Annotated in this window: 23 protein-coding genes; 12 read left to right on the top strand and 11 right to left on the bottom strand. The window is 41.5% G+C overall.

Annotation, left to right across the window (positions count from 1 at the left end):
- Positions 1–63 precede the first annotated feature (63 nt).
- Complete coding sequence (locus tag ACE1CA_RS30650) at positions 64–414, top strand: YbaB/EbfC family nucleoid-associated protein (RefSeq protein WP_413276503.1); 351 nt, start codon at positions 64–66, stop codon at positions 412–414.
- A 5-nt stretch (positions 415–419) separates the two neighbouring features.
- Positions 420–599 carry a hypothetical protein gene (locus ACE1CA_RS30645; protein WP_486517593.1) on the top strand — a complete coding sequence of 60 codons (180 nt, stop codon included), beginning with the start codon at positions 420–422 and terminating at the stop codon, positions 597–599.
- On the opposite strand, the gene ACE1CA_RS30640 is transcribed toward ACE1CA_RS30645, so the two are convergent.
- Positions 589–1,119, bottom strand: a complete 531-nt coding sequence (locus ACE1CA_RS30640; RefSeq protein ID WP_413276502.1) for an orange carotenoid protein N-terminal domain-containing protein — start codon at positions 1,117–1,119, stop codon at positions 589–591. The two genes, ACE1CA_RS30645 and ACE1CA_RS30640, sit on opposite strands and share 11 nt — an antisense overlap.
- 218 nt (positions 1,120–1,337) lie before the next feature.
- Here ACE1CA_RS30640 and ACE1CA_RS30635 point away from each other — a divergent pair, with 218 nt between their 5' ends.
- Positions 1,338–1,709, top strand: a complete 372-nt coding sequence (locus tag ACE1CA_RS30635) for a hypothetical protein (protein WP_413276501.1) — start codon at positions 1,338–1,340, stop codon at positions 1,707–1,709.
- 153 nt (positions 1,710–1,862) lie between these two features.
- Here ACE1CA_RS30635 and crtB read toward each other — a convergent pair whose 3' ends face one another.
- From crtB to ACE1CA_RS30605, 6 genes are all read right to left on the bottom strand, one after another.
- Entirely contained in the window at positions 1,863–2,792 is a 930-nt protein-coding gene (gene crtB, locus ACE1CA_RS30630; RefSeq protein ID WP_413276500.1) for a 15-cis-phytoene synthase CrtB, read from the bottom strand.
- Entirely contained in the window at positions 2,776–4,218 is a 1,443-nt protein-coding gene (gene pds, locus ACE1CA_RS30625) for a 15-cis-phytoene desaturase (protein WP_413276499.1), read from the bottom strand. The genes crtB and pds overlap by 17 nt, the downstream gene beginning before the upstream one ends.
- Before the next feature lie 127 nt (positions 4,219–4,345).
- On the bottom strand, positions 4,346–4,777 hold the full coding sequence (locus ACE1CA_RS30620; protein WP_413276498.1) for a DUF29 family protein: 432 nt from the start codon (positions 4,775–4,777) through the stop codon (positions 4,346–4,348).
- Positions 4,778–4,836: 59 nt separating this feature from the next.
- Positions 4,837–5,178, bottom strand: coding sequence for a DUF5615 family PIN-like protein (locus ACE1CA_RS30615; RefSeq protein WP_413276497.1), 342 nt, complete (start codon positions 5,176–5,178; stop codon positions 4,837–4,839).
- Between the two features lie 3 nt (positions 5,179–5,181).
- Positions 5,182–5,508 carry a DUF433 domain-containing protein gene (locus ACE1CA_RS30610; protein WP_413276496.1) on the bottom strand — a complete coding sequence of 109 codons (327 nt, stop codon included), beginning with the start codon at positions 5,506–5,508 and terminating at the stop codon, positions 5,182–5,184.
- Between the two features lie 174 nt (positions 5,509–5,682).
- Entirely contained in the window at positions 5,683–6,609 is a 927-nt protein-coding gene (locus tag ACE1CA_RS30605) for a DUF4351 domain-containing protein (RefSeq protein WP_413276495.1), read from the bottom strand.
- Positions 6,610–6,795: 186 nt separating this feature from the next.
- On the opposite strand from ACE1CA_RS30605, the gene dnaK reads away from it, so the two are divergent.
- The 5 genes from dnaK (at position 6,796) to ACE1CA_RS30580 (ending at position 13,645) form a co-directional block, all read left to right on the top strand.
- Positions 6,796–8,901 carry a molecular chaperone DnaK gene (dnaK, locus tag ACE1CA_RS30600; protein WP_413276494.1) on the top strand — a complete coding sequence of 702 codons (2,106 nt, stop codon included), beginning with the start codon at positions 6,796–6,798 and terminating at the stop codon, positions 8,899–8,901.
- 124 nt (positions 8,902–9,025) lie between these two features.
- Positions 9,026–10,018, top strand: coding sequence for a DnaJ C-terminal domain-containing protein (locus ACE1CA_RS30595; protein WP_413276493.1), 993 nt, complete (start codon positions 9,026–9,028; stop codon positions 10,016–10,018).
- 66 nt (positions 10,019–10,084) lie between these two features.
- On the top strand, positions 10,085–10,567 hold the full coding sequence (sufU, locus tag ACE1CA_RS30590; protein ID WP_413276492.1) for a Fe-S cluster assembly sulfur transfer protein SufU: 483 nt from the start codon (positions 10,085–10,087) through the stop codon (positions 10,565–10,567).
- 46 nt (positions 10,568–10,613) lie between these two features.
- Positions 10,614–11,129 (top strand): Ycf51 family protein, encoded by a 516-nt coding sequence (locus ACE1CA_RS30585; RefSeq protein WP_413276491.1) that lies wholly within the window; start codon positions 10,614–10,616, stop codon positions 11,127–11,129.
- A 407-nt stretch (positions 11,130–11,536) separates the two neighbouring features.
- Complete coding sequence (locus tag ACE1CA_RS30580; RefSeq protein ID WP_413276490.1) at positions 11,537–13,645, top strand: mechanosensitive ion channel family protein; 2,109 nt, start codon at positions 11,537–11,539, stop codon at positions 13,643–13,645.
- A 72-nt stretch (positions 13,646–13,717) separates the two neighbouring features.
- Here ACE1CA_RS30580 and ACE1CA_RS30575 read toward each other — a convergent pair whose 3' ends face one another.
- Together ACE1CA_RS30575 and ACE1CA_RS30570 are read right to left on the bottom strand one after the other, a co-directional pair.
- The gene (locus ACE1CA_RS30575; protein ID WP_413276489.1) at positions 13,718–14,170 is read right to left on the bottom strand and encodes a hypothetical protein; all 453 of its coding nucleotides are present in this window, start codon (positions 14,168–14,170) and stop codon (positions 13,718–13,720) included.
- A gap of 88 nt (positions 14,171–14,258) precedes the next feature.
- Entirely contained in the window at positions 14,259–16,271 is a 2,013-nt protein-coding gene (locus tag ACE1CA_RS30570) for a histidine phosphatase family protein (protein WP_413276488.1), read from the bottom strand.
- Positions 16,272–16,817: 546 nt separating this feature from the next.
- On the opposite strand from ACE1CA_RS30570, the gene cysK reads away from it, so the two are divergent.
- Together cysK and ACE1CA_RS30560 are read left to right on the top strand one after the other, a co-directional pair.
- Entirely contained in the window at positions 16,818–17,777 is a 960-nt protein-coding gene (gene cysK, locus ACE1CA_RS30565) for a cysteine synthase A (RefSeq protein WP_413276487.1), read from the top strand.
- Between the two features lie 223 nt (positions 17,778–18,000).
- Positions 18,001–19,671, top strand: a complete 1,671-nt coding sequence (locus ACE1CA_RS30560) for a DUF3352 domain-containing protein (RefSeq protein ID WP_413276486.1) — start codon at positions 18,001–18,003, stop codon at positions 19,669–19,671.
- A gap of 188 nt (positions 19,672–19,859) precedes the next feature.
- On the opposite strand, the gene ACE1CA_RS30555 is transcribed toward ACE1CA_RS30560, so the two are convergent.
- Together ACE1CA_RS30555 and ACE1CA_RS30550 are read right to left on the bottom strand one after the other, a co-directional pair.
- Positions 19,860–21,092, bottom strand: coding sequence for an acetate kinase (locus tag ACE1CA_RS30555; protein WP_413276485.1), 1,233 nt, complete (start codon positions 21,090–21,092; stop codon positions 19,860–19,862).
- Between the two features lie 74 nt (positions 21,093–21,166).
- Complete coding sequence (locus tag ACE1CA_RS30550; protein WP_413276484.1) at positions 21,167–21,805, bottom strand: histidine phosphatase family protein; 639 nt, start codon at positions 21,803–21,805, stop codon at positions 21,167–21,169.
- 554 nt (positions 21,806–22,359) lie between these two features.
- Between ACE1CA_RS30550 and ACE1CA_RS30545 the strand changes: the two genes are divergently transcribed.
- Together ACE1CA_RS30545 and ACE1CA_RS30540 are read left to right on the top strand one after the other, a co-directional pair.
- Entirely contained in the window at positions 22,360–24,798 is a 2,439-nt protein-coding gene (locus ACE1CA_RS30545; RefSeq protein WP_413276483.1) for a phosphoketolase family protein, read from the top strand.
- A gap of 171 nt (positions 24,799–24,969) precedes the next feature.
- A complete protein-coding gene (locus ACE1CA_RS30540) occupies positions 24,970–26,151 on the top strand; it encodes a transaldolase (RefSeq protein WP_413276482.1) in 1,182 nt (393 codons plus the stop codon).
- Positions 26,152–26,237: the final 86 nt, after the last annotated feature.

Raw genomic sequence — 26,237 nt, 5'->3', positions numbered from 1 at the left:
TTCTTCGTTCGATACTCCTAGCCTGTGCCAGAATTAGTTACGTATAAACAGATAAATAAGGTTATGTCACAGCAAAAGGGACAAGGATTTGGCTTCGGCTTAGGCAAAATGAAGGAATTAGCCGAGGCTTTTAAGAAAGCGCAGCAAGTTCAAGAAGGCGCAAAGAGGCTGCAAGAAGAGTTAGAGCAAATGGAGATTGAGGGACAATCTCAGAATGGTTTAGTCAAGGTTGTTCTCAATGGTAATCAGGAACCAAAGCGGGTGGAAATTTCACCGGAAGCTGTGGCTCAAGGCGCAGAAACTCTGTCTGCGATCGTTACTGAGGCAATGAAAGATGCCTACAAAAAATCAACCGATACCATGCGCGAACGGATGGAAGACTTGACTAGTGGACTCGAGCTTCCTGGACTTTAGGGGAGATGGGGAGATGGGGAGATGGGGAGATGGGGAGATGGGGAGATGGGGAGATGGGGAGAGATCTAGATCTAGAAACTCCCCCTATCCCCCTACCTCCCCACCCCCCATCTTCTTCAACTCCCCCCATCCCCCTACCTCCCCACCCCCCCATCTTCTTCAACTCCCCAGTCCCTAAAGACTAGGAGTTTTGCCTGTTTCTGCTTGGGTGGGAATGGGCTGAATGTCTGTATAGCCCATGTCTTCGGCAACTGTACGTAAAACGGAAATTTGCCCTTCAAAATCCAGTTTTTCGATTTGTCCTAAAGCGTCATTAATAGCTTGAGTTGCTTGGTAATCTGCTGGCATATCTACCACTGTATCGCCCATTGCTTGCGCCCAAGCAAACCAAACCATCAGCTGATTGTTTTGTTTTAAGGTACCGTAAGCACGAGAATATTCTGTGTCTTCCCGATTCACGATTTCGCGCATAATTGCTAATTGGCGATCGTTATCTAATTCATAGAAATCCCCTAAAAGCTTAGGTGCTAATTCTGGATCGGTTGCAGTGGGGGCTGCTGGAGTAACTGAGTCGCCCATTTTCTTGTATACATAATAGAGTAGGGCTAACTTTTCGTCTGTGTTTAGCGCGTTAAAAGCATCAACGACTTTTAGAGATTCTTCTGATAGCGCTTGAGACTTGATAGTGTTTTGACCTAAAACCATAGATTTCCTTTCATAAATTTGAGTAGTTCAAATTCTAGGAATAACAGGGTTGATAGCAGAAAATCCCCTGGCTATAGATAGAGTTTTAGACATAGTTAGAGAGCGAATAATTTTCTCTCAAAAGGTGGATTTGGGATCTATCGCAAGAGAGTCAGAATAGCAAGGATAGGTCTTTTATGCTTGGTGTGGAAGTCTAGAAAACAGGAACCGCAAATATTATGTCTGAAAAAGTAACTCCTCAACCTAACCAAGCGCCTACTCATGATGCTCAATTAGCTGCGGAAAATATGCTGACTGGTACTGAGCAAATGCCTGCTGTAGATACGGAAGCTGATTATGAAGCAGCGAAGGCTTTTAGTGTGAGTGAAATCGATCGCACTGGCGAAGGTGCCCAAGCAGCAGCAAAGGCGACAGCACCTAATTTTGAAGTGCCAAAACCCGAAGAAAGTGCGCCTAAAGCAGAAGCTACAGGCAATCCAAGTGATTATTTAGATATGGCTAGAGACGTTAATCCTGCGGCTAAAAGTGTGGGCAATGTTGATGATGAATTAGTAGAAAAAGCTTTGAAAAAAGGCGAAGCTGCTCAGTAATTTTCAGTATCGTTTGTTGTAACGACTTTAGTCGTGCATTCTCTGAATGGAAGCACTGAAGTGCTGACAACGAACCTTCTAGTTATTGGTGTATTTGTGTCGGTAAAATAGCAAATATAAGCTCAACCAAATTAACTGGTTGAGCATTGACTTTTAGAGGACTTTTGAGCGTATCCCGGCGATCGGCAAACATAGTAGCTTTGTGGGATTAGAAACATAAGCTCTTTGCCGGAAAACATCGTAGTTATTCCGTTCGATCGCATTTAAGATTCTTTGATATAGCATCAAAGCTGCCCAAATAGGCCAACGAGAATCAGCACTGAGGGCACGAATGCCCTTTTCTGCTAATACAAAATACTTGCGTGCCCGTTGAATTTGGAAACGCATTAATTCTCGCCAACGATCGTCAACTACGCCATTCAATAAATCAGCTTCGGTGTAATTAAACAAAGCTAATTCTTCTAAGGGTAGGTAGATGCGTCCCCGACGGGCATCTTCTCCAACATCGCGGAGAATGTTAGTTAATTGGTTGGCTATTCCTAATGCGATCGCTTCTTCTGTAGGAATATAAACTTCCCGATCTTTGTTCCAAGGAGCAGTGTAATTCGTAGTATCAACACCAATGACAGCCGTAGACATTAACCCAACTGTACCAGCGACCCGATAACAGTAGAGATTGAGTTCTTCAAAAGTCTGATATCGACTGCGGTATAAGTCCATTCGTTGACCTGCAATCATATCCCGAAATGGTTGAATGTCCATCGGGTAACGTTGCAGGGTATCAACTAAAGCCACATCTTGATCGTCTTGGGGAACGCCAGCAAAGACTGATTCTAGCTTTTGTTCCCAGCGATCGAGAGTTTCGTCGGTAGTATTAACTGATTGGGGGCCGTCTACGAGTTCATCTGTCCGACGGCACCAAGCATAAATAGCCCAAATTGCCCGACGCTTGGCCTCCGGCATTAGTAATGCGCCTAAATAAAATGTCTTAGCGTATTTAGCTGTAATTTGACGACAGAGTTCGTAGGATTGCTCCAAAGAGGCCAGCGTTCTCATGCGAGGATATTTAGACAGTTGCAGCATTGGTCGCAGGCTGGGAGGTGATTGGGGTTGTTTTTACCTTTTTTGCTGTTTGCGGGTGTGCTTCAGCGATCGCCTGCGCTGTCAGCTTACCAGAAAGTGTTGCACCTTCCATACTGCCTAAATAACGTTGCATGGTGTAACTACCTGCAAGATAAAAATTACTAATAGGTGTAGTTTGGGAAGGACGGTGCTGTTGACGACCTGGAATTGCCTTGTAGACTGAGCGAGGCGTTTTTACAATGTGATATTTCAGCAATTTGGCTGGCTTATCACTATCAAAGTGGTGGGGGAAGAGTTTTTTCAACTCTGTCATTGTTGCGGCTACGATGTCTGCTTCGGAGCGATCGATCCAATCTTTTGCAGGTGCTAAAACAAGTTCTAGCATCGAGCGATCGGGATTTGCGTATTCCCGGCAGGTGTTACTCATGTCAGCGTAGACGCTGAGTAAATCGGAACGGGAAAATAGCAGTTGATCGATGTCTGTGAGTTTGCGATCGAACCACAAATGTAAATTAATTACAGGCACACCTTCTAAACCTTCCAGCTTTTGGAAAAATTCCATTTCTTGCCAAGGTTTAGGTAACAACACTTTTACCACATCCACCGACATCGCAGAAACATAAACATCAGCGGTCAAAATTTCATCAGGTGCGCCGTTGAGTCCGCGAATCACAAAATGTTTAACTGTACCATCTCCGTTGAGGACAATTTCCTTAAGCGGCGAGTTAACCCGAATTTCGCCCCCACGTTGGGTAATATAGTCCGCTAGAGGCTGACACAGCCGTTCGGTAGGAGATCCATCCAAAAAGGCGATTTTCGAGCCGTAGCGCTCTTGTAGGAAGCGATTAAGCGCCGTTAATGGAATGGTAGCGGAAACTTCATCAGGATTAATGAAGGTGAGAGCTTTGCAAGCCGCGATAAAGATATCAGTGTTTACTTTTTCGTCAACACCTTGTCTTCTCAGCCATTCCAAAAGCGAGTATTTATCCATTTCCTCGACGTACTTTTGTCCCCGAACTACAGCCGGAAGTAGTCCAATGGCAAAGCGAATTTTCTGCTCCCAAGTCAGCATATCGTTGTTCCGCAGAATGGACAGAATCACATTGAAGGGTGCGGGGATATCGGGAACATCAAAACGGGAATATGTTCCAGGTTTTTCTGGTTGATTGAAAATTAGTGTATGTTCTTTCCATTGCAGCCGATCTTCGATGTCCAATTCCTTGAACAGTTGAAGCATATTGGGATAGGCTCCAAAGAAAGCGTGTAATCCAGTTTCGTACCAGTCGCCGTCTTTGTCTTTCCATGCAGCCACTAATCCTCCTAGTACGTCTCGGCTTTCTAGGACGATCGGGGTGTGACCGACATCTGTGAGATATTTAGCGCAGGACAGTCCTGCTAGACCTGCTCCAGCGATCGCAACTCGCATTCCTATAGTTTTACCCTTAATTTTGCTTGCGTCTTTATCGCTCTCATTATACTTTACAGTCCGTTACATTTGGCAAAAATTGTGGCGATCGGGGACTGGGGACTGGGCACTAGGATTTTTTATCTAATTAATTAGCCTTTTCAATTATCAAATCCATTGCTTGTTTAATTATTTCTTTTTGATTAACTAAATTGCCTAATTCTTCTGTTTGATATTGTCCTTCAAAAGCCTCTAACGCTGCTTTTTCCAAAGCTAAATCGTAAGCTTCTTGTAAAGTTTCTTTTAATTCATCTTCAGTTAGGTAAGTTCCTTTAGCTTTGTGGCGGCGATTGGTGCGTTGAATTTGCGTAACTGAATTACGAATTGACAAATTCCAAGACCTAGTAGTGCGATTCTCTGCCGCTTGTTTAATCAGGTGCAATAATAAAATGATGCCATAACTAAATATTTTGTTTAATTTATCAGATTTGCTCATTTCTTCGAGTTCTTCTACGATTAACAAAGCTTCTGCTATATTGCCTTGGTGTAGTAGTTTTTTCAGAGTGATTAGTTCTTCCATTAGCTCGATTACTCCTGTATTAATGGAAATTAGACAAACATTTTGATATCGCTTAAGTTTCATCTAGGTGGACGAATCACGCGAATCAATTTACCTCTCAAATCTTCTTCATTAGAAATAGCTTCATTAATTCTTGTAGCCTGTCTTTCCGTATCTAAGTCTTCTTTGCAGATAATAATCCCTGTGTGTTCAGGTTGTAAGCGATGTAGTCGAATAAAATCAGTCCAGTTTCGGGTTAAAACTGCCCGTTGATTGCTAATAGCAAAAGCTAATACTTCCTCATCAGGAATACGTAATCCAGATTGTCCTGCGTCCCTAGCTGTTAAAACATCGTGACCAAAAGAACGTAATAATTCTACAATTGGCAATGGAAAGTTTTCATCAGCATAAAGACTTGCCATTTTTCAATCTTCCTCATTTCTTTGAATTGCTGCTTCAATTTCTTCTGTATGTGCTTGAGCATAATTCCAAGCATTCACCAAGTCTGCTGCACTCAAATGCGGAAAATCTTGTAAGATTCGGGCATCACTTGCACCCAAACGGCGATAATTAATCAGCGACCAAATGGGAATGCGAGTTCCAGCAATTGTGGCATCACCGCCACACACACCAGGAGTCTTTTCAATGCCTTGCCAAGTGTTACTTAGACTTTGGGCTAATAGTTGAATTGCTTGGGCTTTTTCGACGGGTGTTAATGCCAGGAGTTTTGGTTCTAATTCTTTGAGTGACATAGATAGAATTGTTTGAGAAATTAGGGAGTATCTGTTGATTATTTTAGATGGTTGGGGATGGTGATAATTGGTGGTAGTACGGGATTGGCGATCGCATTTCCCAAATCCCCAAAAATGCAATTAATAAAGAAAAGAATCAGGGTGGATATTGCCCACCCTTAAATAAATTTTCGATTACAGCGTTACCTCTCTATCCAACCAATCAACCAAATCAGCAACTTCCGAAAAATCTAACAACGCCTCACCTAAATCTTCCAATTTCTCAACAGATAAACTGCGAATTTTTGCCTCTAAATCAGGAGCAACGCCACCAACACGACGGTTAAGCAGGCGTAGAATTAATGATGCTTCTCGCTGTCGTCCTTGTTCTAGTCCTTGCTCTATTCCTCGTAGTTCCCAACTGGTAACAATCTCCATAACTACCTCCCTTGTAGATGGTTCAATTGTATTAATTTCAGCTTGGAGAAGCCGTTCCTCTTCAGCTGTCAGACGTAGATAAGTGTCAATAAACCCGGAAATCAGCTTCATTCGTGCTTTATCTAACCGTAAGGTAGCCATCAAGCACAAACATTCAAATTTCACGCGCCGACGATCTTTTGGTGCTATTTTCATTTTTGCCATTAATGCACTAGCTACCGGATTTTGGTAACGCAGAAAATCTCGCCAGTTGAGGCGATTTAGCTGAATTACTCGATAATTAAATTCCAATACCCGAAAATCGGGGAAATCAACTCGATGAAAGGTTGTTTCTGGGCGTTGGGGTACGTCGTAGGAAAATAGGGCAATGGGATAAATTGGCAAAGCGTGTTTTTCGTACAATCGGGCAAAGTAGCGAAACATTCTTTTGCTGAAGTCGCCTCTTGCTTCTGATTGGTGTTCGGTATGAATCAAGAAAAATGATTCTTCACCTCGAAATCTGACTTTTGCCACTAAGTCGGCTTCGTATTGTTCCCCTGCGGTAACATCGGTGAAAATCTCTTTATCCAGAAAAGTCAGCGAGTCACGTTCCAGATATGTTGCTACTTCGGGGAAAAATAACTCGATGAACTCGAAAAAGAAGGTTGTTAGTAGTTCTTTGAATAAACGATCGTGGTCAATCATCGCGAGATGCTGCGCCTAGATGTGAAAATCATATAGCGATCGCTAAAGGAGCCCACACATGAGTGCGCCCCTACAAAACTTTTGTCCGCCTCAGCCTTTCCCCGATGTATCTGCCGTTGTCGAGATAGAATAATTTCAGCAATAGTTCTCAACATTATTTAATAGAGGCGAGGAGAACATTAACGCATGGGAAAGGTAGTCGGCATTGACTTGGGTACAACAAACTCAGTGGTAGCTGTGATGGAGGGTGGCAAACCCTTGGTAATTGCCAATGCCGAAGGAATGCGGACTACTCCCTCTGTAGTTGGCTTTAACAAGGACGGGGAACGTCTGGTAGGGCAAATGGCGCGGCGACAAGCTGTGCTTAACCCGCAAAATACGTTTTATGGGGTGAAGCGGTTTATCGGGCGTAAGTATGCGGAAACTAGCCCAGAGTCGAAGCGAGTGCCTTATACTATTCGCAAGGATGAGATGGGAAATATTAAGATTAAGTGTCCCCGTCTGAGTAAGGATTTTGCGCCAGAGGAAGTTTCGGCAATGGTGCTTAAAAAGTTGGCGGATGAAGCCAGTCGTTACTTAGGACAGCCAGTTACAGGGGCGGTAATTACGGTTCCGGCATATTTTAACGATTCGCAACGGCAAGCGACAAGAGATGCGGGGAGAATTGCGGGTTTAGAAGTTAAGCGCATTCTGAATGAGCCTACGGCTGCGGCTTTGGCTTATGGTTTAGATAAGCGGGAAAATCAAACTATTTTGGTGTTTGATTTGGGTGGTGGCACTTTTGATGTGTCGATTTTAGAAGTTGGTGATGGGGTTTTTGAGGTTAAGGCGACTAGCGGTGATACTCAGTTGGGGGGGAATGATTTTGATAGTAAGATTGTTGATTGGTTGGCGGAAGAATTCTTGGAACAGGAAGGGATTGATTTAAGACGCGATCGCCAATCTCTGCAAAGATTAATGGAAGCAGCAGAAAAGGCAAAAATTGAACTTTCTGGCGTTAGCGTTACTGAGATCAATTTACCATTTATTGCGGCAACGGAAAATGGCCCTGTACATTTAGAAACTCGGTTGACGCGATCGCAATTTGAAGGTTTATGTACCGATTTAGTTAGTCGTCTCCGTAGACCTGTAAAAAGAGCTTTGGCTGATGCTAATCTGTTGCCTGAAGATATCGATGAAGTGGTACTTGTTGGCGGCGGAACGCGAATGCCAATGGTGCAAGATTTGGTGGAAAGTATTATCGATCGCGACCCCAATCAAAACATCAATCCTGATGAAGTTGTTGCTGTTGGTGCTGCAATTCAAGCGGGAATTTTGGCAGGAGAATTTAAAGATATCCTGTTATTAGATGTGACTCCGCTATCTTTGGGACTGGAAACGATCGGCGGCGTAATGAAAAAATTAATTCCTCGCAATACGACAATTCCAGTTAGAAGATCCGATACCTTTTCTACTGGAGAAAACAACCAAACAATGGTAGAAGTTCACGTTCTCCAAGGGGAACGGGAAATGGCAAAAGATAATAAATCTTTGGGTCGATTTAAGTTGTTAGGAATTCCACCTGCGCCCAGAGGAATTCCTCAAATTCAAGTTGCTTTTGACATTGATGCTAACGGAATTTTGCAAGTTACAGCATTAGATAGAAGCACAGGTCGAGAACAAACTGTCACGATTCAAGAAGCTTCGACTTTAAGTGAAAGTGAAGTGCTACAAATGATTCACGAAGCGGAGGAATATGCGGAAGTCGATCGCTTGCAAAGAGAAAGAATTGAAAAGCGAAATCGTGCAGAATCTTTAGCGACTCAAGCAGAAAGACAACTGCGAGAAGTAAGTATAGATTTGGGAATGCAGTTTGCTAATGAATATCGTTACCGCATCGAAAGTTTAGTTCGCGAATTGCGCGATTATTTAGCTAAAAATGATGATGCAGGAATTGATAGAAGTCAAGCAGATTTGCAGGATATTCTCTATGAAATGAATCGGGAAGTGCGTCTGCGTTATAGCGAAGAAGAAGACGATTTATTCGGATCGATTCGTCGCGCTTTCTCTGGAAATGATGACGATGACGACTTCGATTTTAGAGATAGAGATCGATCGTACTACGGGAATAATAATCGAGATTATGACGATCGGCGTTATGACGATCGCCGTAATACAATTCGTGACGATCGCTCATACTATGATACCGGGTCTAATCGTCGCAATACTTCTGATGGTATTGGAACAGGTCGAAGAAGCCAACAATCTCAAAAACAAGATTGGGATGAAGATGACGATGATGATTGGTTCTAATTTGTCATAGTAAATAGTCACCTGTCATTGGTCAATGGCGATCGACAAAAAACAAATAACAATTGACCAATGATAAATGACAAATAACCAATGACAAATGATAAATAACCAATGACAATTAACTATGGAAAACTTTAGAAACTATTACGAAATTCTGGGTGTTCCCAGAGAAGCATCAGCAGAAGAAATCAAGAAAGTCTACCGGAGATTAGCTAGACAATATCATCCCGATCTAAATCCGGGAAACAAAGAAGCGGAAGAAAAATTTAAAGATATTGGTGAAGCTTACGAAGTACTTTCTGATATCGATAAACGTGCAGAATATGACCAATTTAGTCGCTATTGGAAGCAAAGAGGATTTGCCGGGGGTCGATCGACTCGTGGTAGCAAAAGTTGGTTTAATGGTAATCGTGATGATAAAGATGATGACTATTACAGCCAGTTTACCGAGTTTGGTCAATTCATCGATGAACTACTAGGACGCAGTAACAAAAAAGTCCGGGTAGCGACAGAAGATGATGTGAATTCCCGCGATCGAGTCACAGATGATGAATTTCGTCCCGGAAATACTAAAGTTAGTTATACCGTCCCTTCTCGTTCAACTCGCAAAGATATTGAAGCCCGATTAACTTTGCCTTTAGAAAGAGCTTACACTGGGGGAGTAGAAAGAATTCGCTTGGAAGATGGGCGCAGTTTAGAAGTAAATATGCCCCCTGGAATGGTAACAGACCAACGCATTCGTTTGAAAGGTCAAGGCATTGGTGGTGGCGATCTTTACCTGAAAATTACTGTTACACCCCATTCATTTTATAAGTTGGAAGGTGCAGATATTGTTTGCCAATTGCCCATTACTCCCAGTGAAGCAGTTTTAGGCGCACCAGTACAAGTGCCAACTTTGGACGGAAGGGTAAAAATGAATATTCCTCCTGGTGTAAAATCAGGTCAAAGATTGCGCCTTGCTAATAAAGGTTATCTGATGGAAGATGGCAGTCGGGGAGATCAATTGTTGGAAATTCAAATAGTGATTCCAAAAGAAATTAGTGCTAGGGAAAGAGAACTTTATGAAAAAATTCGCCAAATTGAAACCTTTAACCCGCGTGCTGATTTACCAATTTAACAATTGAAAGGTTTGATTACCGTTACAATCAAATAGGAAGATAAACAACATAATATCAGTCGAATTATGACTTTGGGCAATCTGCGTGACCTGTATCAACAGGTAATTCTAGAACGATATAAAACACCCAGGCACAAGGGTAAAACTAATCCAGTGCATCGATATCAAAAAGGGCATAATCCTTCCTGTGGCGATACGATCGAATTGACGTTGCAGCTAAGTGATGCTGGCGACACAATTGTAGATGCCAAATTTGAGGGGGAAGGTTGTGCAATTTCGATGGCTTCCGCTGATTTAATGGCGGAAGCTTTAAAGGGAAAAACTGTTAAGGAAGCTTTGGAAATGGTGGAACGTTTCCAACAAATGATGAAAGGCGAGGCGGAGTTTCCCAAGGAGTTGCGAAAGTTAAATGTTATGCAAGGGGTTGCCCAATTCCCTGTACGAATTAAATGTGCTAATCTGACTTGGCACGCTTTAAAAGCGGCGTTGCAATCAGCTGATAATGCTGAGTCAAATGGCTTTATCAGCAATGAGAAAGAGGAAGCTTAATTAAACAGAAATCTAGAATCGAAAATCGAAAATCTCAAGGGGGTTTATGTTAACAACAACTGATTTTTTAATTGCTGGTAAGTGGGCGGGAATTCTAACTTTAGGTTGTGCGGCGTTGACTTTAATAGCTTTTGTTTTTAAGTGGGGTTTTCGCTTTCGATTTGTTGGTGCTACTGGGTTTATGGGTGTGTTAACTGGTGGTTTATTTGCTTTGGGTTTGGGGTTGTTTACTCATACTACTATTCCGGGTGCGATTCGCTATTCGGTTGTGTTTGATAATGGGGCAACTTTGGCTTCGATCGCAGTTCCCCCCACAATCACTCAGTCTGAATTAGATGCAACTTTGCGTCAAGCCGCAGCAGATTTGTTTTCTTATGGCAGATTGGGTGGTAGTGATAGTTTAGTGATTCGTGCTAGAACAATGATTCATCCCGAAGCGGGAGTTTCTCAACCGTTGATTTTGGGTGAGGTTAGGCGATCGCTAACCAACCGCGAAGATGATAATTTGGCAGTAAACATCTACGCCGAAAATGTCGCTAAATTACCCAAACCAACTGCTTAATTTAAGTTCGCTGCAAAGTCAGTTGTCAGAATTTTAGTTCAATCAATACAAAATTTCCAAAGAACGGGGTTTTTGACGATAACTAAGTCAATAACCCCATTTTTTCCTGAAAATAGCTAGTTTTTGGACAAATTTCTCCATACTTAGAGTTACTTTGTAGATTTTTCGTCATAAATACTACTAACCTTGGAATCTTGTTTAGTCTAAAAAGCAGAAACGTAATTGCCTTTTTTAACCTTTGAGTTTATGGGTGTAACCGGAATAGCACGAGAATAAATATTCATTTCATCTATCAAAAGTTACAAAAATAAATTATTTACCTCAAAATAATATAAATTTTGAAGCGAACTAATGGGTATCCTAAAAATAAGTGATTAGTAAAAATACTGAACGGAGGGATGTGATAAATGTGGCGTTACAGAGTTCGAGCGATTATCCTGGTAGGAGTGATTGGTGTTTTCACAGTTTCGGTTGCACCTGTGCGATCGCAGGAACAGCAGGAACCAGCACCAGATGCTAAAACGGAAAAGGTGGAACCAGCAAAATCAGCAAAACCACCAGATCCCAAAGCAGCAACAACCATCAAACAGCTTGATATTCCAGTTGATGAACTGAAACTACTCGTCAAGCCGCTGACATTAGATGAACTGCAAAACGAAGCAGCGGCTTGGATGCAAGCACTGCAAGATAAAGCCAAAGAAATCAGCGAAGCTGAAGTTACAATTAAACGTCAGAATTTAGCTATTGCCAAACAAAAAGAAGGTGCCGAAGCCCTAGCAACAGCTAAAAAAGCTCTGGAAGAAGCCCAAAAAATTCAACAAGGTGCTACCGTTGGTTCGCCGCAATATCAAGAAGCAACAAAAAAGGTAGAAGAAGCCCAAGAAAACTTAAAAAAAGCCCAAAAAGCTGTTGATGAAGCCCAAACAACTAAGGCTGAATTAAAAAAAGACGAAACAGCACAAGAGGCATTAGAAAAAGCTAAAAAAACAGGTAACTTAGACACAGCTAAACAAACACTCGATCGCACAAAAGCCGATCGAGATAAATTAACAGCAGGCACTTTAGCTTATCAAGATGCAACTAAAAAAATCGAAAAACTAGAAGCTGCAATTAAAAAAGTAGAGGATGCCCAAGAAGCACAAAAAGGCGCGAAACCTGATTCACCAGAATATAAAAAAGCTACCGAACAGCTAGACAAAGCGGATGAAGCCCTGAAGAAACTACTCCAAGAATTAGGGGCTAGTAAAGGCGACAAAACTGAACAGTCATCCCAGAATTTAAACAATGCTACAGCGACGTTGGAAAAAACTGAAATTAAAAACAATCCAGAGGAGAAAGTTGCGGGTGTACCAGGAGTAGTTAACAACGAACAGAAGTTGCAAGAAAAGAAACAAGAGGTAGAACGAACGACGCAACAACTGGAAAAGAGTGCCGATGCTGAGTCGGAAGCGAAAAATCAACTCGTTACCACTGTAACTGAACTTCAAGGACAGCAAACTGCAATTATCGATCGCCTTAACGCAGTCTTAGACGAACTCGAAAAAAAAGGTGGCGATGTTAAGTCCTATCGCCAGTACATTAAAGCAGTTAGCACCGTCGAAGTGGATACCAAAGACACTGAAGGGCTGGGCTTACGGCTGATCAGCTGGGCACAATCTAGCGAAGGAGGTTTGCGCTGGGCTGGTAATTTCGGCAAGTTTACTGGGATAATTCTGGCTTCGATCGTAGTTTCTCAAATCCTGGGCGCACTACTCAATCAAATACTTTCCCGATTTGGCGGTACATCAGCAATTATGCGCCAATTTATCGTCATGCTCGTCAAGCGTGGCGGAGTTGTAGTCGGTTTCCTGTTAGCTTTAACAGCGCTGGAAGTCAGCCTTGGCCCAGTTTTAGCCTTAGTTGGGGGTGTAAGTTTTGTTCTAGCATTCGCGCTGCAAAGCAACCTTGGTAACTTAGCCAGCGGTTTAATGATCATGGCTTACAAACCCTTTGATGTGGGCGACGAAATAAAAGTAGGTGAACTCTGGGGATGGGTGGAAGCTATTACCTTAGCCAACACCAAAATCAAAGGCTTTAGCGGTCAGATATTTACTATTCCTAACAATAATATTTGGAATGATACGATCGAAAACTTAAGCCACGATAAAAACCGCAAAATCATGCTCTCGTTCCGCGTCGCCTTTGACGAAGACCTCAAAAAGGTAGAGCAACTACTTATAGACACCTTCAAATCTCACCCCAAAGTTCTCACCAATCCTGCTCCCAGTACTTTTGTGTGGCAGATTGAAGAGTACTATATCAGCCTGTTTGCTGGTGGATGGACGAAGAAAGATGATTTTTGGGATACCTACGCAGATATTATTCGCCTAATTCAAAAACGGTTCAACGAAGAAGGAATTGAACTCGCTGCTATCCCGAAAGCAATTGAAATCGGAGTTGAAATGAACGAATTAAATGGCAAAAACCACAATTTCCCTGCGGCGATCACCCCGCAACAAGTTACTGTAGAAAACTAATCTGAATATGTAGAAGGCAGAAGCTTTTTCACTGGTTTTAACCTTATAGTTACTTCTGCCTCACTGCATTAATTAGCTACTAGATGAAGTCTTCTTTTGTTCGCTTTCTAAACGGCTAATTTCTGTTAGTAATCCTCGTAAAATTAGGTTAACACTACCACTACTTGTTCTGACCATATCCCAATCTTGGATATGGTTTTTTAATGTCCCATTTTGGAAAGCTTGCAAAAGTTTTTGTTCTACTGCTTCATCTGCTTGATATTCTCCTAAAGTTGGCCCAACAATATCTTTCCACATTAATTCAACTAAAGTGGTCGGAGCTTCTTTTTCAATACAATCAAAAAACCATTGAACTATATCTAATAAGCGTATCGATTCCTTAACTGCGGGAGGAAATAAGTAATCGCATCCTTCTTTACATTGACAGTAAAACTCAATAAAAGTAGTAGAAACAGGATCGGTGAATTTAGATTTTAGCTGTTGAACTTTGCTGTTTAAGTTTTTGGTAGCTTCTGTAATGTCCATGATTTTTTAACTCCTTAAATTAACAATAGGTAAGAGAGGTCAGCGAAAATTTGTGCTAACCTCTCTTTGTTCAATCAAAAAAACCGGATTAAGTAGCAGCGTTAAGGTTGGCAACTAACCCATACACTGATACGTAATCTTCTAACTCTTGTAAGTCAACTGTGCCATTTTTGTCGCTGTCGAGAATGTTGAACAGATAATCAGTGATGTGTCTTCTGACTTCTTCGGGGCTACGTTCGCCTACTGTTACATCTTCAATCATTCCGAGCAGTTCTAAAATCTCGTCTTTATCCAGTGATTTACTGCCATCTTTATCCAATTCTAGGAACAGTTTTCTGATATCTTCTGATGCCATTCTTGAGGATTGCAATGTTTCTCGCAATATGTCATTGCTAAAGAAATTCATGAACAAAATTTGCTCAATTAATGGGATGCAGAAGAAACCTAATGCTGCCCAAAAAGCGGCATATCTTAGAGTGTCTGGGTTAGGAACTACGCTAACTGCGCTCATGAATAGTGCAGCCCAGAGGAAAAAGTTGGGATTGACTAATAGAATGTAAGCGTCTTGTGCTTCTGCTTTGATGATTTTTCCGTTGGAAAATACATAAGTTAAGGTAGCAAACAGACGCATGAAGACAAAGACTAATACTGCTAATGCTAGTTGTTGTAAACAGGCTAGCGATCGCTCAGGCGCAGCTGAAGTAAATAAGTCGGAAATAATAGTATGTGGGGTAAACTGAAAACCTGTAAATAAAGCCATAATTGCCACAGCTAAAACCCCGATAAATTTCCAGTTTTTACTGTGGTGGTTTGATTCTACAGGAGATTTCCCTCGCCAATATTGTGCGATCGCAGCGGGAATTGCTAAACCTACAATTAAGATGACAAAAAAAAAGTTCAAACTGTCAACTTTAATTGGTAAAGGTGCAATAGCAAAAGTCCCTAGAAGCGCTAAAGGAGCAACTATTGATAATAACCGAGACAGCACCGCAGAGGGATAAAGATTACCGCCCCAAAGTACTGATAAAACTGGCGAAGTCAAAGCTGGTGGCACCATCCAAAATAGCACCCACAAAATTTTGTATAAGTCTGCCGGACTTTGATACAAAATTCCCGAAAATATTAAAAATAGTCCGATCGCCCATCGAACTATCATCCAACCATTGACTATCCACTTAACAGTAGGAGTTACTTTACCCCTAGTCCCAGCAAAGTCAATATCTAAGTAAGTGTAAAAAGTTGAAACTGCCAAACAAGCAACAATTAACCAAGTAAAAACTGGCGGAAGCAGTTGATAATCAGAAGCACTAAAAGCTCTCGCCAAACTGCCAACTAAAAATGACACAGCATAGAGCAGAATCGCCCACATAATCGAAAGATCGTTGAACTTTTTCCGTAACTCTGCACTAGCACTAGACTCTTTATCACGGAACTTAGTCAATTCTTCCTTACTAAGAGCCTTACCATTTGGCAATTTCAAATGTTTATAAGCCGTTGGTGGTAAGCCACTTAAATAAAGCGCTAAAGGCTCCAATACATATTGATGGCACACTACCAGAACATCTTCGCCTCGTTCCAAATGAGGAACAACTTTTTCCCGGTAAAAACTAGCAGCCCTGGCATAAACTTGGTCTATTTTTTCTCCAGCCGGAGGTGCTTCGTTATGGGAATGTAACATTTCCTCGAAGCCTTCATAGCCCAGAGCAAGACGCAATAAATTTAGATTTCTCCCGGCAAAAATCCCAAAAGATTTCTCACCAATGCGGTGATCGATATTAATCGGAATATCGGGTGACTTAAGCGATTGACTCACATCAACTGCTATTTGACAAGTTTGCCGCGCCCTTCTCATGTGCGAAACATATACAGCATCAAATTTGATGCCTCTTTTTTTAATATCCAGTCCCGCCCGACGTGCTTGCAACTTACCAAATGCCGTCAATCCAACATCCAGCACCCCCGCAAAAATATTGCGTTCGTTGCTAGTACTCTCGCCATGTCTGATAAAGTAAACTTGCCCTGTTTTGCGTTCTTTTTCTACTAGCCCATCAGATTTTTCTGCGGGTGTATTTAGATTTAGAGAATTCTCAACTTTTCCCATGTTTTTTTAGCTCGCGATCGAGACTTTGAATTTAATGCAAAAATTCACTTTGCAACTGCAAATAAATTTATTAATTTCTCAACTAAATTAATATTTCTATATAGACTAAAAATTGCTCATTAACAAAATTTAATATAAAAATTCATGAATTTTAAAGCATTACTTCCTACTTATTTTCACTGAAAATGTTCTAGTGGTTTTCACTTAGGAATATTTACTTAAGAATGTTCATTAAGTAGGTAAAAACCGCAAGTGGGTGGATGGTACTTAAGAATTTATACTGATTTAATTACTTAAAAAAGCTAAAATTATCGAAAAGTAGATTTTTGTTGCAACAAGTACAATAATCCAATCGGCTAACCGTAGTATAATGGTAAGTCATACTTTGGAAGAGATAAAACTGTCCAGTTAGGTGCGAAACGCTTGATTAGCTCTTTTAGAACCAGGTAGCAATTACGAGCAAGGAGCGGCATACCTGACAGGACTTCTCTAACCACTGAGATGAAAGCCAAAAGTCAACCTCTCAAGCGCGTTAAGGAGTAAAAAATGCGAATTGCTCGTAATGTCACGGAATTGATTGGACGCACTCCGCTAGTTGAATTAAATAGAATTCCTCAATCAGAAGGAAGTTTAGCGCGAATTGTTGTCAAATTGGAAGGGATGAATCCAGCTGCTTCTGTGAAAGACCGCATCGGCGCAAGTATGATTCAAGTAGCAGAAGAAGCGGGATTAATTGAGCCAGGAAAAACCGTTTTAGTTGAGCCCACTTCTGGTAACACAGGCATCGCTTTAGCAATGGTAGCAGCTGCCAAAGGTTACGAATTAATTCTCACCATGCCAGAGACAATGAGCACCGAAAGACGCAATATGCTCAAAGCTTATGGTGCCACATTAGAATTAACTCCAGGCATGGAAGGAATGCGGGGAGCAATTAAACGTGCTGAAGAAATTGCTGCCAGCATTCCTAATGGTTATATGTTGCAACAATTCCGCAATCCAGCTAATCCCAAAGTTCACCGAGAAACCACAGCCGAAGAAATTTGGGCTGACACAGATAGAGAAGTAGATTTTTTAATTGCTGGTGTGGGTACTGGTGGTACTTTAACCGGAGTAGCAGAAGTAATTAAGCAGAGGAAACCGAGTTTTAAAGCGATCGCAGTTGAACCTGTAAATAGTCCAGTGCTTTCAGGAGGAAAAGCTGGTCCTCACAAAATTCAAGGTATTGGTGCGGGGTTCGTTCCCGAAGTTTTGCGAGTGGAATTAATTGACGAAGTAATTCCAGTTGCAGATGATGAAGCGATGTATTTTAGTCGTCGTTTGGCAAGGGAAGAAGGTTTGCTTTCTGGAATTTCTTCTGGTGCAGCTTTAGCAGCAGCTATTAAAATTGGCAAGCGGGAAGAAAATGCAGGTCGTTTAATTGTGATGATACAACCAAGTTTTGGCGAACGTTACTTAAGTACACCGTTGTTCCAAGACCCTCAAGTTTTGGAAACTGCCAAGTTGTAGGAGGCAGAGAGGTTCCAAGGACGGACATTTTTCGTTACCAGGTTCAACCTGGTAACGAGATCTAAGAGGTTCTACCTCCCCTGCTGCCCAGATCTGAGTAATGCCTTCTGGAATAACTTATTTTCAGGTTGAAGGATTTGGTAGAAAATTAGTAAGTCTAGAGATGCTCTCAGATGAGAGCCAATTTTTTAACTTAGTAATAACTATCTAAATCAAACTAAAAATGCCTGCAAAAAAATCAAATTGGCTAGTTCCAGTAGGGATTGGTGCTGCTGCCGTTATCTTAGGTGGCGCGACTCTTGGTTATCTTTATTTAAGAGGTACTTTCAGTGATGTTAGTCCTCTGGCTAGTGCGAAGATTGTCCCGGATGAAGCTTTGATAGTAGGTTTTGTTTCTCCAGATACAAAAAGTTGGGCAAAATTACAACAGTTTGGTACTCCACAAGCGCAACAATTAATTGGTAAAAGTCTGGCTGATTTGAACCAGGAAATGTTTCAGGAGTCAACAATAGATTATGACAAAGATGTGAAGCCTTGGTTGGGTAGTGTCATGTTTGCGGTGTTGCCTACAAGTACATCTCCGACACCCCCAACACCTCCAACACCTCCAGCTGTTAATACACCAAATGTACTATTTGTTGTGGGTACAAAGGACAAAATTAGCTTGTTTAATTTTGCCAATAAACTCAATAAATCAAAGGAAAAAGTTGTCGAAAGCGACTATAAGGGAGTGAAAGTCTTTGAGTCTACAGGTAAAAACGGGAAAATTTATACGGCTATTTTAGGCGATCGTTTGGTAGTTGCAGAGAACAAAAAATCTGTAGAATTGGCGATCGATACTTCTAAAGGCGAACCTTCTTTTGCTAGTCAAGAAGGTGTAAGTTCAATGCTGACAAAGGGAGTAGATGTTGAAAATCCGGTGGTGCAAATTTATGTACCTAATTATGGTAGTTTAATGCAGCAATTAATTGCTGGTAATCCTAATGTTAATCCATTGCCTCCTACAACTTTGAATCAATTGAAATTGATTAAGGCTTTGGTGGCTGGGGTAGGAATTGATAATTCTGGAATTAGGATGAAGGCTGTTGCTAAAATCGATCCGGCTTTAAATTTGGTGGAATACAAACCTACTCCTGGGAAAGTAATTGCTCAATTTCCGTTGGATACTGTAGCTTTGATTAGCGGTTACGGAATTAATCGTGGTTGGTCAGCATTTGTTAAGGAAACAAAAACTAATCCAGCATTTCAACAACAAGTTGACCAAATGCGAGAACAAGTTAAGACTAATCTGAATCTGGATTTGGAGAAAGATATTTTTAGTTGGATGGATGGGGAATTTGCTGTAGGGGCGGTTTCGGCTAACCAAGGAATTTTAGCACCGTTAGGTTTTGGTGGGGCTGTGGTTTTAAAAACTAGCGATCGCAAAACTGCCGAAAACACCCTAGCAAAAATCAGTGAAGTAGCCAAGACCAATGCAGTTAATGTTACCCAAAGAAATATTCAGGGCAAAAATATTACCGAATGGGCAAATCCTGGACAACCAGCCTGGTTAGGTTATGGTTGGTTAGATGGAGAATCACTGTTTATTGCTACAGGTGGTTCGGTTGTTGATGCGATGGCTAATAATTCGCAATCTTTGGAAAATAGCCCATCATTTAAGGCGGTTACTAACAGCTTATCTAAGCCAAATGCGGGATATTTTTACTTGGATATGGACAAAACAATGGCTTTGGTAAATCGCAATTTAGCTGGTAATCCCCAAAGTACGATCTCTCCTGAAGCTAGTGCTTTTCTGAATTCAATTCGGGGTATTGGGATCTCTGGGAATCAGCCAGATTCATCAACTAGTCAAATGGAAATTTTGTTGGCTTTGAAATCTAAATCAGGAAATTAGAGTTCTCATGCTGAAGTTATTTTACAGTAGAACTTGGTTTTAAAAGTAGTGAAGACGGGATAACCGTCTTTTTTTTAGTTCTTTGTAGTGACTTCAATCATATAATGTCCGATCGATTACCCGCACTGTAGAGACGTTGTATACAACGTCTCTACAATCTTTTTTGTATATTGCAATAGGTATTACAACTAACTGGGAACAGTGGATAGTTGAGTTAAGCGGATACATTCTTGGGCGATCGCCCAATCTTCTTGGGTGTGAATTACTAATACTTTGATAGGGGAATCAGGTGTAGAAATATCTCGATCGACAGGTCTATGATTATTTTTTTCTTCGTCAATTTTCAGCCCTAAAAATGCAAAAGATGTACAAACATCAGCACGGACATTAGCTGCATTTTCTCCCACTCCTGCTGTAAATACTATGGCATCTACACCTTCTAAAGTGGCAATCATTGCGCCAATAAAAGAGCGTAATATGTGAATATAAACATCGTAAGCGAGTTTAGCACGGCTGTTACCTTGGCCGATCGCTTCCTCAATTTTTCGCATATCCGCAGATATTCCCGAAAGTCCTAAAAATCCCGATCGACGATTAAAAATATCATCGATTTGTTCGCCTGTATGACCCCTTCGCAACAAGTCAATAATAATTCCCGGGTCGGTATCTCCCGAACGAGTTCCCATCATTAATCCAGCAGTGGGAGTAAATCCCATTGTGGTATCTATGCTGTATCCATTTTTTACAGCTGCTAAAGAACAACCATTTCCCAAATGACAGGTTACTAACTTTAATGAGGTTAAATCTTTGTCTAAAATTTGGGCTGCACGTTGGGAAACATATTGATGACTAATGCCATGAAAACCGTAGCGACGAATGCCATGTTCGTAAAATTCGTAAGGTAAGGGATAAACAATAGCTGCTTCTGGCATTTGGGCATGAAAAGCCGTATCAAAAACGGCAACTTGAGTTACTTTCTCGCCTAAAATATGTTCGATCGCGACAATTCCCTCTAAATTAGCTGGGTTATGTACGGGGGCAAATTTGGCAAAATCTGCGATCGCATCCTTAACTTCTTTGGTGATTAAAGTGCTGTCGTGATACTTATCTCCCCCATGTACTACCCGATGACCAACACAATCAATTTCGGCTAAACTATCGATTACTTTAGTCTCTCCTTGTTGAAGAGTTTGTAACATATATTCAACAGTTTCTAGTCGAGATTGGGTATTTAATTCCTCTTGGAAAACCACCCCATTAATTGTTTTTACCTTCAGTTCTGCTACACCTTGATGGTGAGTCCAATCTATTTGTGCTTCCCAAAGTGGTGCTGGTGGATGTAATGGTATCGCATCTTCTTTGAGGGAATAAAGGCAGCTTTTTTGACTGCTAGATCCGGCATTGAGAACTAATATTTCCATCTGGATGAATTCCCATGTTAAATTAACGAATGTTTTCTGGTTAATCTAACTGTAAATAACCAGAAGATAACAGCTTAAGTACCGGGCAAATTGCGTAAATGTTCGCTTAGGTGAGACCGATCGCCCAACGCATGAAGTAAGGGGCCATGCACTCCGTATTCGATTACACTGACAGAAGCTACGGGTGCAGAAATGCGATCGCGAAACCTCCCCACATCAATTCCCAACAACCAACAAAGCATAATTCTAATGGTCGCCTTGTGGGAAACAACCAAAATATTACCCGTTTTATAAGTTTGTTCGATCTCCTCAAGTACATTAGAACTGCGTTGAGCAATATCAACCGCCCTTTCTCCGCCCGTTGGCGCATTCCAACCCGGATCTGCTAAATAGCGAATGTAATCATCATGAAATTGTAAACTAACCTCTTCAGGAGATAAACCTTCCCACTTTCCATAAGCAATTTCTTTAAGTCCATCTCGCAATTGCATTTCCATGCCGATCGCATCACACAATGGTTTCGCTGTCGCTATAGTACGACGCATCGGACTACAAAAAATCGCAGTCCAAGGAAAAGATTTATACGCCTCACCAAAAGCCTTCGCCATCTCCATTCCTTCATCAGTTAACTCTGGATCGAGCGAGCCACAGTAACCATTAGCACGACTATAAGGGGTTTGTCCGTGTCGTAAAAAATACAGCATTAAGCTCATACAGTAACCTTTAAAATCTTATTCCCCACTATATTCAAACTTTATTTTAATACCATAAATATTTGCCAAACTGAGAAAACTTTAGATTTTATTTTAAAAAGTATTTTTATTAACAAAATTTGCACTGCTCTTACACTATCCTACTTAAGATAAGATAATTAACACATTAACAAAATATTAAATTATTTACTAAGAACCGTATTTAATTTTACAATAGTAAACTTTAATGATAAATCTTATACAAAAATTCAAAATTTTAAAATTTATTTTATAGTTGCAGTGATGAATTGATAGCAATTTAGATGGTAAACTACCTGGGAAAGTTATCTCAATCAACAAGATAAAGATAAAAATGCTTATACAAAGCTAATCGCGATCGAGAGAAAACTTCACCACCTAGAAAAATAATCATCAATTATCTATCCGTTAATAGGGATTATTTTCTAGGAATTTTGCCCAACTGAAATGATGAGTTAAGCAGAAACTCACTAGTTATAGAACTAGATCTGCGTACTAATTGTATAAATTCAAGAAAACTTTGAGAATGAGGAAATATGGTAGCAACTCCTCCGAAACCAACCAGTGATATTGCATCGATTAGCGCCTTTGGCACAGCACGATCGACAGTAGAAGGCGCACCCCTTAGTAGTGAAGAACTTCGCAAAGTCCACGCTTTTTGGCGAGCTTGTAACTATTTAGCAGTGGGAATGATTTACCTACGAGAAAATCCGCTGCTCAGAGAACCATTAAAAATAGAACAGATCAAAAAACGCTTGTTGGGACACTGGGGATCGAGTCCAGGGATTAGTTTTGTTTATACTCACCTAAACCGAGTGATTAAAAACCAAGACCTAGACATGATTTACCTGGTAGGCCCCGGACACGGCGCACCCGGTTATCTTGGCCCTTGCTACTTGGAAGGCACTTACTCAGAAATTTACCCAGAGAAAAGCGAAGACGAAGAAGGCATGAAAACCTTCTTCAAAGAATTCTCTTTTCCGGGCGGTATTGGTAGTCACTGCACCCCAGAAACTCCCGGTTCGATTCATGAAGGTGGCGAACTCGGTTACAGTATTTCCCATGCTTACGGTGCAGCTTTCGACAACCCGGACTTAATTGTTACTGTTTTAGTCGGTGACGGCGAATCGGAAACAGGGCCTCTGGCAACTTCTTGGCACTCCAACAAGTTTCTTAACCCAGCGCGGGATGGTGCGGTGTTGCCGATTCTGCACTTGAACGGTTACAAAATCAATAATCCAACGATTCCGGCAAGGATTAGCCACGAAGAATTGGAAAACCTGTTTAAAGGCTACGGTTACACTCCTTACTTTGTGGAAGGGTCCGATCCCGATACAATGCACCAAGCAATGGCAGCTACTTTGGATCATTGTATTGGCGAAATTAAAAGAATTCAGTTGGAAGCTCGGAGTACAAGTAAGATCATCCGTCCCCGTTGGCCGATGATTGTGTTCCGTAGTCCTAAAGGTTGGACTGGCCCAGCAGAAGTTCACGGACACAAGGTAGAAGGTTTCTGGAGAGCGCACCAAGTACCAATGGCAGATGTGGTGAAGAATCCAGAAAGCTTCCATTTGTTAGAACAATGGTTACGCAGCTACAAACCAGAAGAGTTGTTTGACCAAAATGGTAGATTAATTCCCGAACTTAAGGATTTGACACCGAAGGGAACTCGGCGGATTGGTGCGAATCCTCATGCTAATGGGGGTTTGTTGCGGAAAGATTTACGGATGCCTGATTTCCGACAATATGGGATAACATTCGATCGGCCCGCCCAAATTGAAGCAGAAAATACCAGACCTTTGGGTGTTTTCTTGCGGGATGTGATGAAATGGAACATGAATAATTTCCGGGTGTTTGGGCCGGATGAAAATACCTCGAATAAACTTCAGGCGATTTACGAGGTTAGTAAGAAGTTCTGGATTGCTGAGTTTTTCCCGGAAGATTTGGATGGTAGCGAACTGTCTCCCGAAGGTCGGGTGATGGAGATGCTCAGCGAGCATACTTTGGAAGGTTGGTTAGAAGGTTATTTATTAACTGGAAGACATGGATTTTTCTCAACTTATGAGGCTTTTGTCCATGTGATTGATTCGATGTTTAACCAACACGCTAAGTGGTTGGATATTTGCCGTCATCTTTCTTGGCGGGCGGATATTTCTTCGTTGAATTTGTTGATTACTTCAACGGTTTGGCGGCAAGATCACAATGGTTTTACGCACCAAGATCCGGGCTTTTTGGATGTGGTGGTGAATAAGAGTGCTGCGGTGACTCGGATTTATTTGCCTCCAGATGTGAATTCTTTGTTGTCTGTGGCAGATCATTGTTTGCGGAGTAAAAATTACGTGAATGTGATCGTGTCTGACAAACAAATGCACTTGCAGTATATGACTATGGATGCGGCGATCGCACACTGCACCAAAGGTATTGGTATCTGGGATTGGGCAAGCAACGACCAAGGTTGCGAACCCGATTTAGTGATGGCTTCTGCGGGTGATATTCCCACATTGGAAGCATTAGCAGCAACGGTAATGTTGCGTCAGGAATTCCCGGATTTGAAGATTCGGTTTATTAATGTGGTCGATCTGTTTAAATTGCAGCCAGAAACGGAACACCCTCACGGTTTAAGTGATGCTGATTTTGACAGTTTGTTTACCATTGATAAGCCAGTTATCTTCAATTTTCACGGCTATCCTTGGTTAATTCACCGCCTTGCTTATCGACGGACAAATCATAACAATATGCACGTCCGGGGTTACAAGGAAAAAGGTAACATTAACACTCCTTTGGAATTGGCGATTCAAAACCAAATCGATCGCTATAGTTTAGCAATCGATGCGATCGATCGCATTCCTCAGCTGAAAGTTGCAGGCGCTCATGCTAAAGAAAAATTCAAAAATATGCAAATTGATTGCCGCAACTACGCTCACGAATATGGCACTGACAAACCAGATGTGATGCACTGGAAATGGCCCTATTAATTAGGTGATTAGGGACTGGGAAATGGGGAAATGGGGAGATGGCGAGATGGGGAGAGATCTAGAACTAGAAATTCCCCCCACCCCCCTACCTCCCTACCCCCCCAATTCTTCCCAGTCCCTAGTCCCTAGTCCCCAGTCCCCGATCGCTAAACAAAAAAGGATAGACAAAAAATGGCTAAAACTTTGTTGGAACAACTGCGAGAAATGACAGTTGTGGTTGCTGATACAGGTGATATTCAAGCAATTGAAAAGTTTACCCCTAGAGATGCGACAACTAACCCTTCTTTGATTACAGCAGCGGCACAAATGCCTCAGTATCAAGAAATTGTTGATGAGACTTTGTTAACGGCAAAAAAAGATGCGGGTGCTGGTGCGCCTGATTCTCAAATACTTTCTTTGGCGTTCGATCGCTTGGCGGTTGCTTTTGGGAAAAAGATTTTGGCAATTATTCCCGGTCGCGTTTCTACAGAAGTAGATGCGAGACTTTCTTATGATACAGAAGCGACAATTGCTAAGGCTCGTTATTTAATTTCAGAATACGAATCGGCGGGGATTTCTAAACAGAGAATTTTAATTAAAATTGCTTCAACTTGGGAAGGAATTTGCGCCGCTGAAGTGTTAGAAAAAGAGGGAATTCATTGTAATTTAACTTTGTTGTTTGGGTTGCATCAAGCGATCGCTTGCGCTGAAGCTGGAGTTACTTTGATTTCGCCTTTTGTGGGGAGAATTCTCGATTGGTACAAGAAAGAAACTGGGAAAACTAGTTACGCACCCGCAGAAGATCCAGGAGTACTTTCTGTTACCCAAATTTATAATTATTACAAGAAATTTGGCTACAAAACAGAGGTGATGGGAGCTAGTTTCCGTAATCTTGACGAAATTACTGAGTTGGCAGGTTGCGATTTGCTGACAATTTCTCCGGCATTGTTGGGAGAATTGCAAGCAGCTACCGGAGATTTACCCCGCAAACTCGATCCCGAATTAGCGGCAAAATCAGAGATAGAAAAAATCTCGATCGACAAAGCAACCTTTGATAAAATGCACGAAGCCGATCGCATGGCTAACGAAAAACTCGATGAAGGTATCAAAGGATTCACCAAAGCTCTAGAAACTCTGGAAAAATTATTAGCAGACAGACTGGCACGCTTGGAAGGTGCAGCTACCCTCAGCCATGCAGCGGAAGATATTTTCCATGTCTATGACTTAGACGGCGATGGATTTATTACCCGTGAAGAATGGATGGGAAGTGATGCAGTATTTGATGCCTTAGATATCAACAAAGACGGCAAAATCACTGCTGAAGAAATGGGTGCAGGAATTGGAGCAGTGTTACAATTAGCAACCAGTAAATAAGCCAAAGATTCTTGGATTTTAGATTGGCGATTTTTCATTAGGGAAATCGCCAATCTAAAATATAAAGTCTAAAATCTAAAAATCGG

Source organism: Floridaenema evergladense BLCC-F167, from assembly GCF_041929205.2.
In the GTDB taxonomy this organism is placed as follows: Bacteria; Cyanobacteriota; Cyanobacteriia; order Cyanobacteriales; family Aerosakkonemataceae; genus Floridanema; species Floridanema evergladense.
This window is presented reverse-complemented; position numbering and strand designations above follow the sequence as displayed.

Bases quoted from the DNA above. Each gene is read 5' to 3' on its own strand.
- ACE1CA_RS30555 (WP_413276485.1), bottom strand. From the start codon at position 21,092: ATGGAAATATTAGTTCTCAATGCCGGATCTAGCAGTCAAAAAAGCTGC.
- dnaK (WP_413276494.1), top strand. From the start codon at position 6,796: ATGGGAAAGGTAGTCGGCATTGACTTGGGTACAACAAACTCAGTGGTA.
- ACE1CA_RS30605 (WP_413276495.1), bottom strand. From the start codon at position 6,609: ATGATTGACCACGATCGTTTATTCAAAGAACTACTAACAACCTTCTTT.
- ACE1CA_RS30585 (WP_413276491.1), top strand. From the start codon at position 10,614: ATGTTAACAACAACTGATTTTTTAATTGCTGGTAAGTGGGCGGGAATT.
- ACE1CA_RS30610 (WP_413276496.1), bottom strand. From the start codon at position 5,508: ATGTCACTCAAAGAATTAGAACCAAAACTCCTGGCATTAACACCCGTC.
- ACE1CA_RS30645 (WP_486517593.1), top strand. From the start codon at position 420: ATGGGGAGATGGGGAGATGGGGAGATGGGGAGATGGGGAGATGGGGAG.
- sufU (WP_413276492.1), top strand. From the start codon at position 10,085: ATGACTTTGGGCAATCTGCGTGACCTGTATCAACAGGTAATTCTAGAA.
- ACE1CA_RS30640 (WP_413276502.1), bottom strand. From the start codon at position 1,119: ATGGTTTTAGGTCAAAACACTATCAAGTCTCAAGCGCTATCAGAAGAA.
- ACE1CA_RS30620 (WP_413276498.1), bottom strand. From the start codon at position 4,777: ATGGAAGAACTAATCACTCTGAAAAAACTACTACACCAAGGCAATATA.
- ACE1CA_RS30615 (WP_413276497.1), bottom strand. From the start codon at position 5,178: ATGGCAAGTCTTTATGCTGATGAAAACTTTCCATTGCCAATTGTAGAA.
- cysK (WP_413276487.1), top strand. From the start codon at position 16,818: ATGCGAATTGCTCGTAATGTCACGGAATTGATTGGACGCACTCCGCTA.
- ACE1CA_RS30570 (WP_413276488.1), bottom strand. From the start codon at position 16,271: ATGGGAAAAGTTGAGAATTCTCTAAATCTAAATACACCCGCAGAAAAA.
- ACE1CA_RS30550 (WP_413276484.1), bottom strand. From the start codon at position 21,805: ATGAGCTTAATGCTGTATTTTTTACGACACGGACAAACCCCTTATAGT.
- crtB (WP_413276500.1), bottom strand. From the start codon at position 2,792: ATGCTGCAACTGTCTAAATATCCTCGCATGAGAACGCTGGCCTCTTTG.
- ACE1CA_RS30545 (WP_413276483.1), top strand. From the start codon at position 22,360: ATGGTAGCAACTCCTCCGAAACCAACCAGTGATATTGCATCGATTAGC.
- ACE1CA_RS30635 (WP_413276501.1), top strand. From the start codon at position 1,338: ATGTCTGAAAAAGTAACTCCTCAACCTAACCAAGCGCCTACTCATGAT.
- ACE1CA_RS30650 (WP_413276503.1), top strand. From the start codon at position 64: ATGTCACAGCAAAAGGGACAAGGATTTGGCTTCGGCTTAGGCAAAATG.
- ACE1CA_RS30595 (WP_413276493.1), top strand. From the start codon at position 9,026: ATGGAAAACTTTAGAAACTATTACGAAATTCTGGGTGTTCCCAGAGAA.
- ACE1CA_RS30580 (WP_413276490.1), top strand. From the start codon at position 11,537: ATGTGGCGTTACAGAGTTCGAGCGATTATCCTGGTAGGAGTGATTGGT.
- ACE1CA_RS30540 (WP_413276482.1), top strand. From the start codon at position 24,970: ATGGCTAAAACTTTGTTGGAACAACTGCGAGAAATGACAGTTGTGGTT.
- ACE1CA_RS30575 (WP_413276489.1), bottom strand. From the start codon at position 14,170: ATGGACATTACAGAAGCTACCAAAAACTTAAACAGCAAAGTTCAACAG.
- pds (WP_413276499.1), bottom strand. From the start codon at position 4,218: ATGCGAGTTGCGATCGCTGGAGCAGGTCTAGCAGGACTGTCCTGCGCT.
- ACE1CA_RS30560 (WP_413276486.1), top strand. From the start codon at position 18,001: ATGCCTGCAAAAAAATCAAATTGGCTAGTTCCAGTAGGGATTGGTGCT.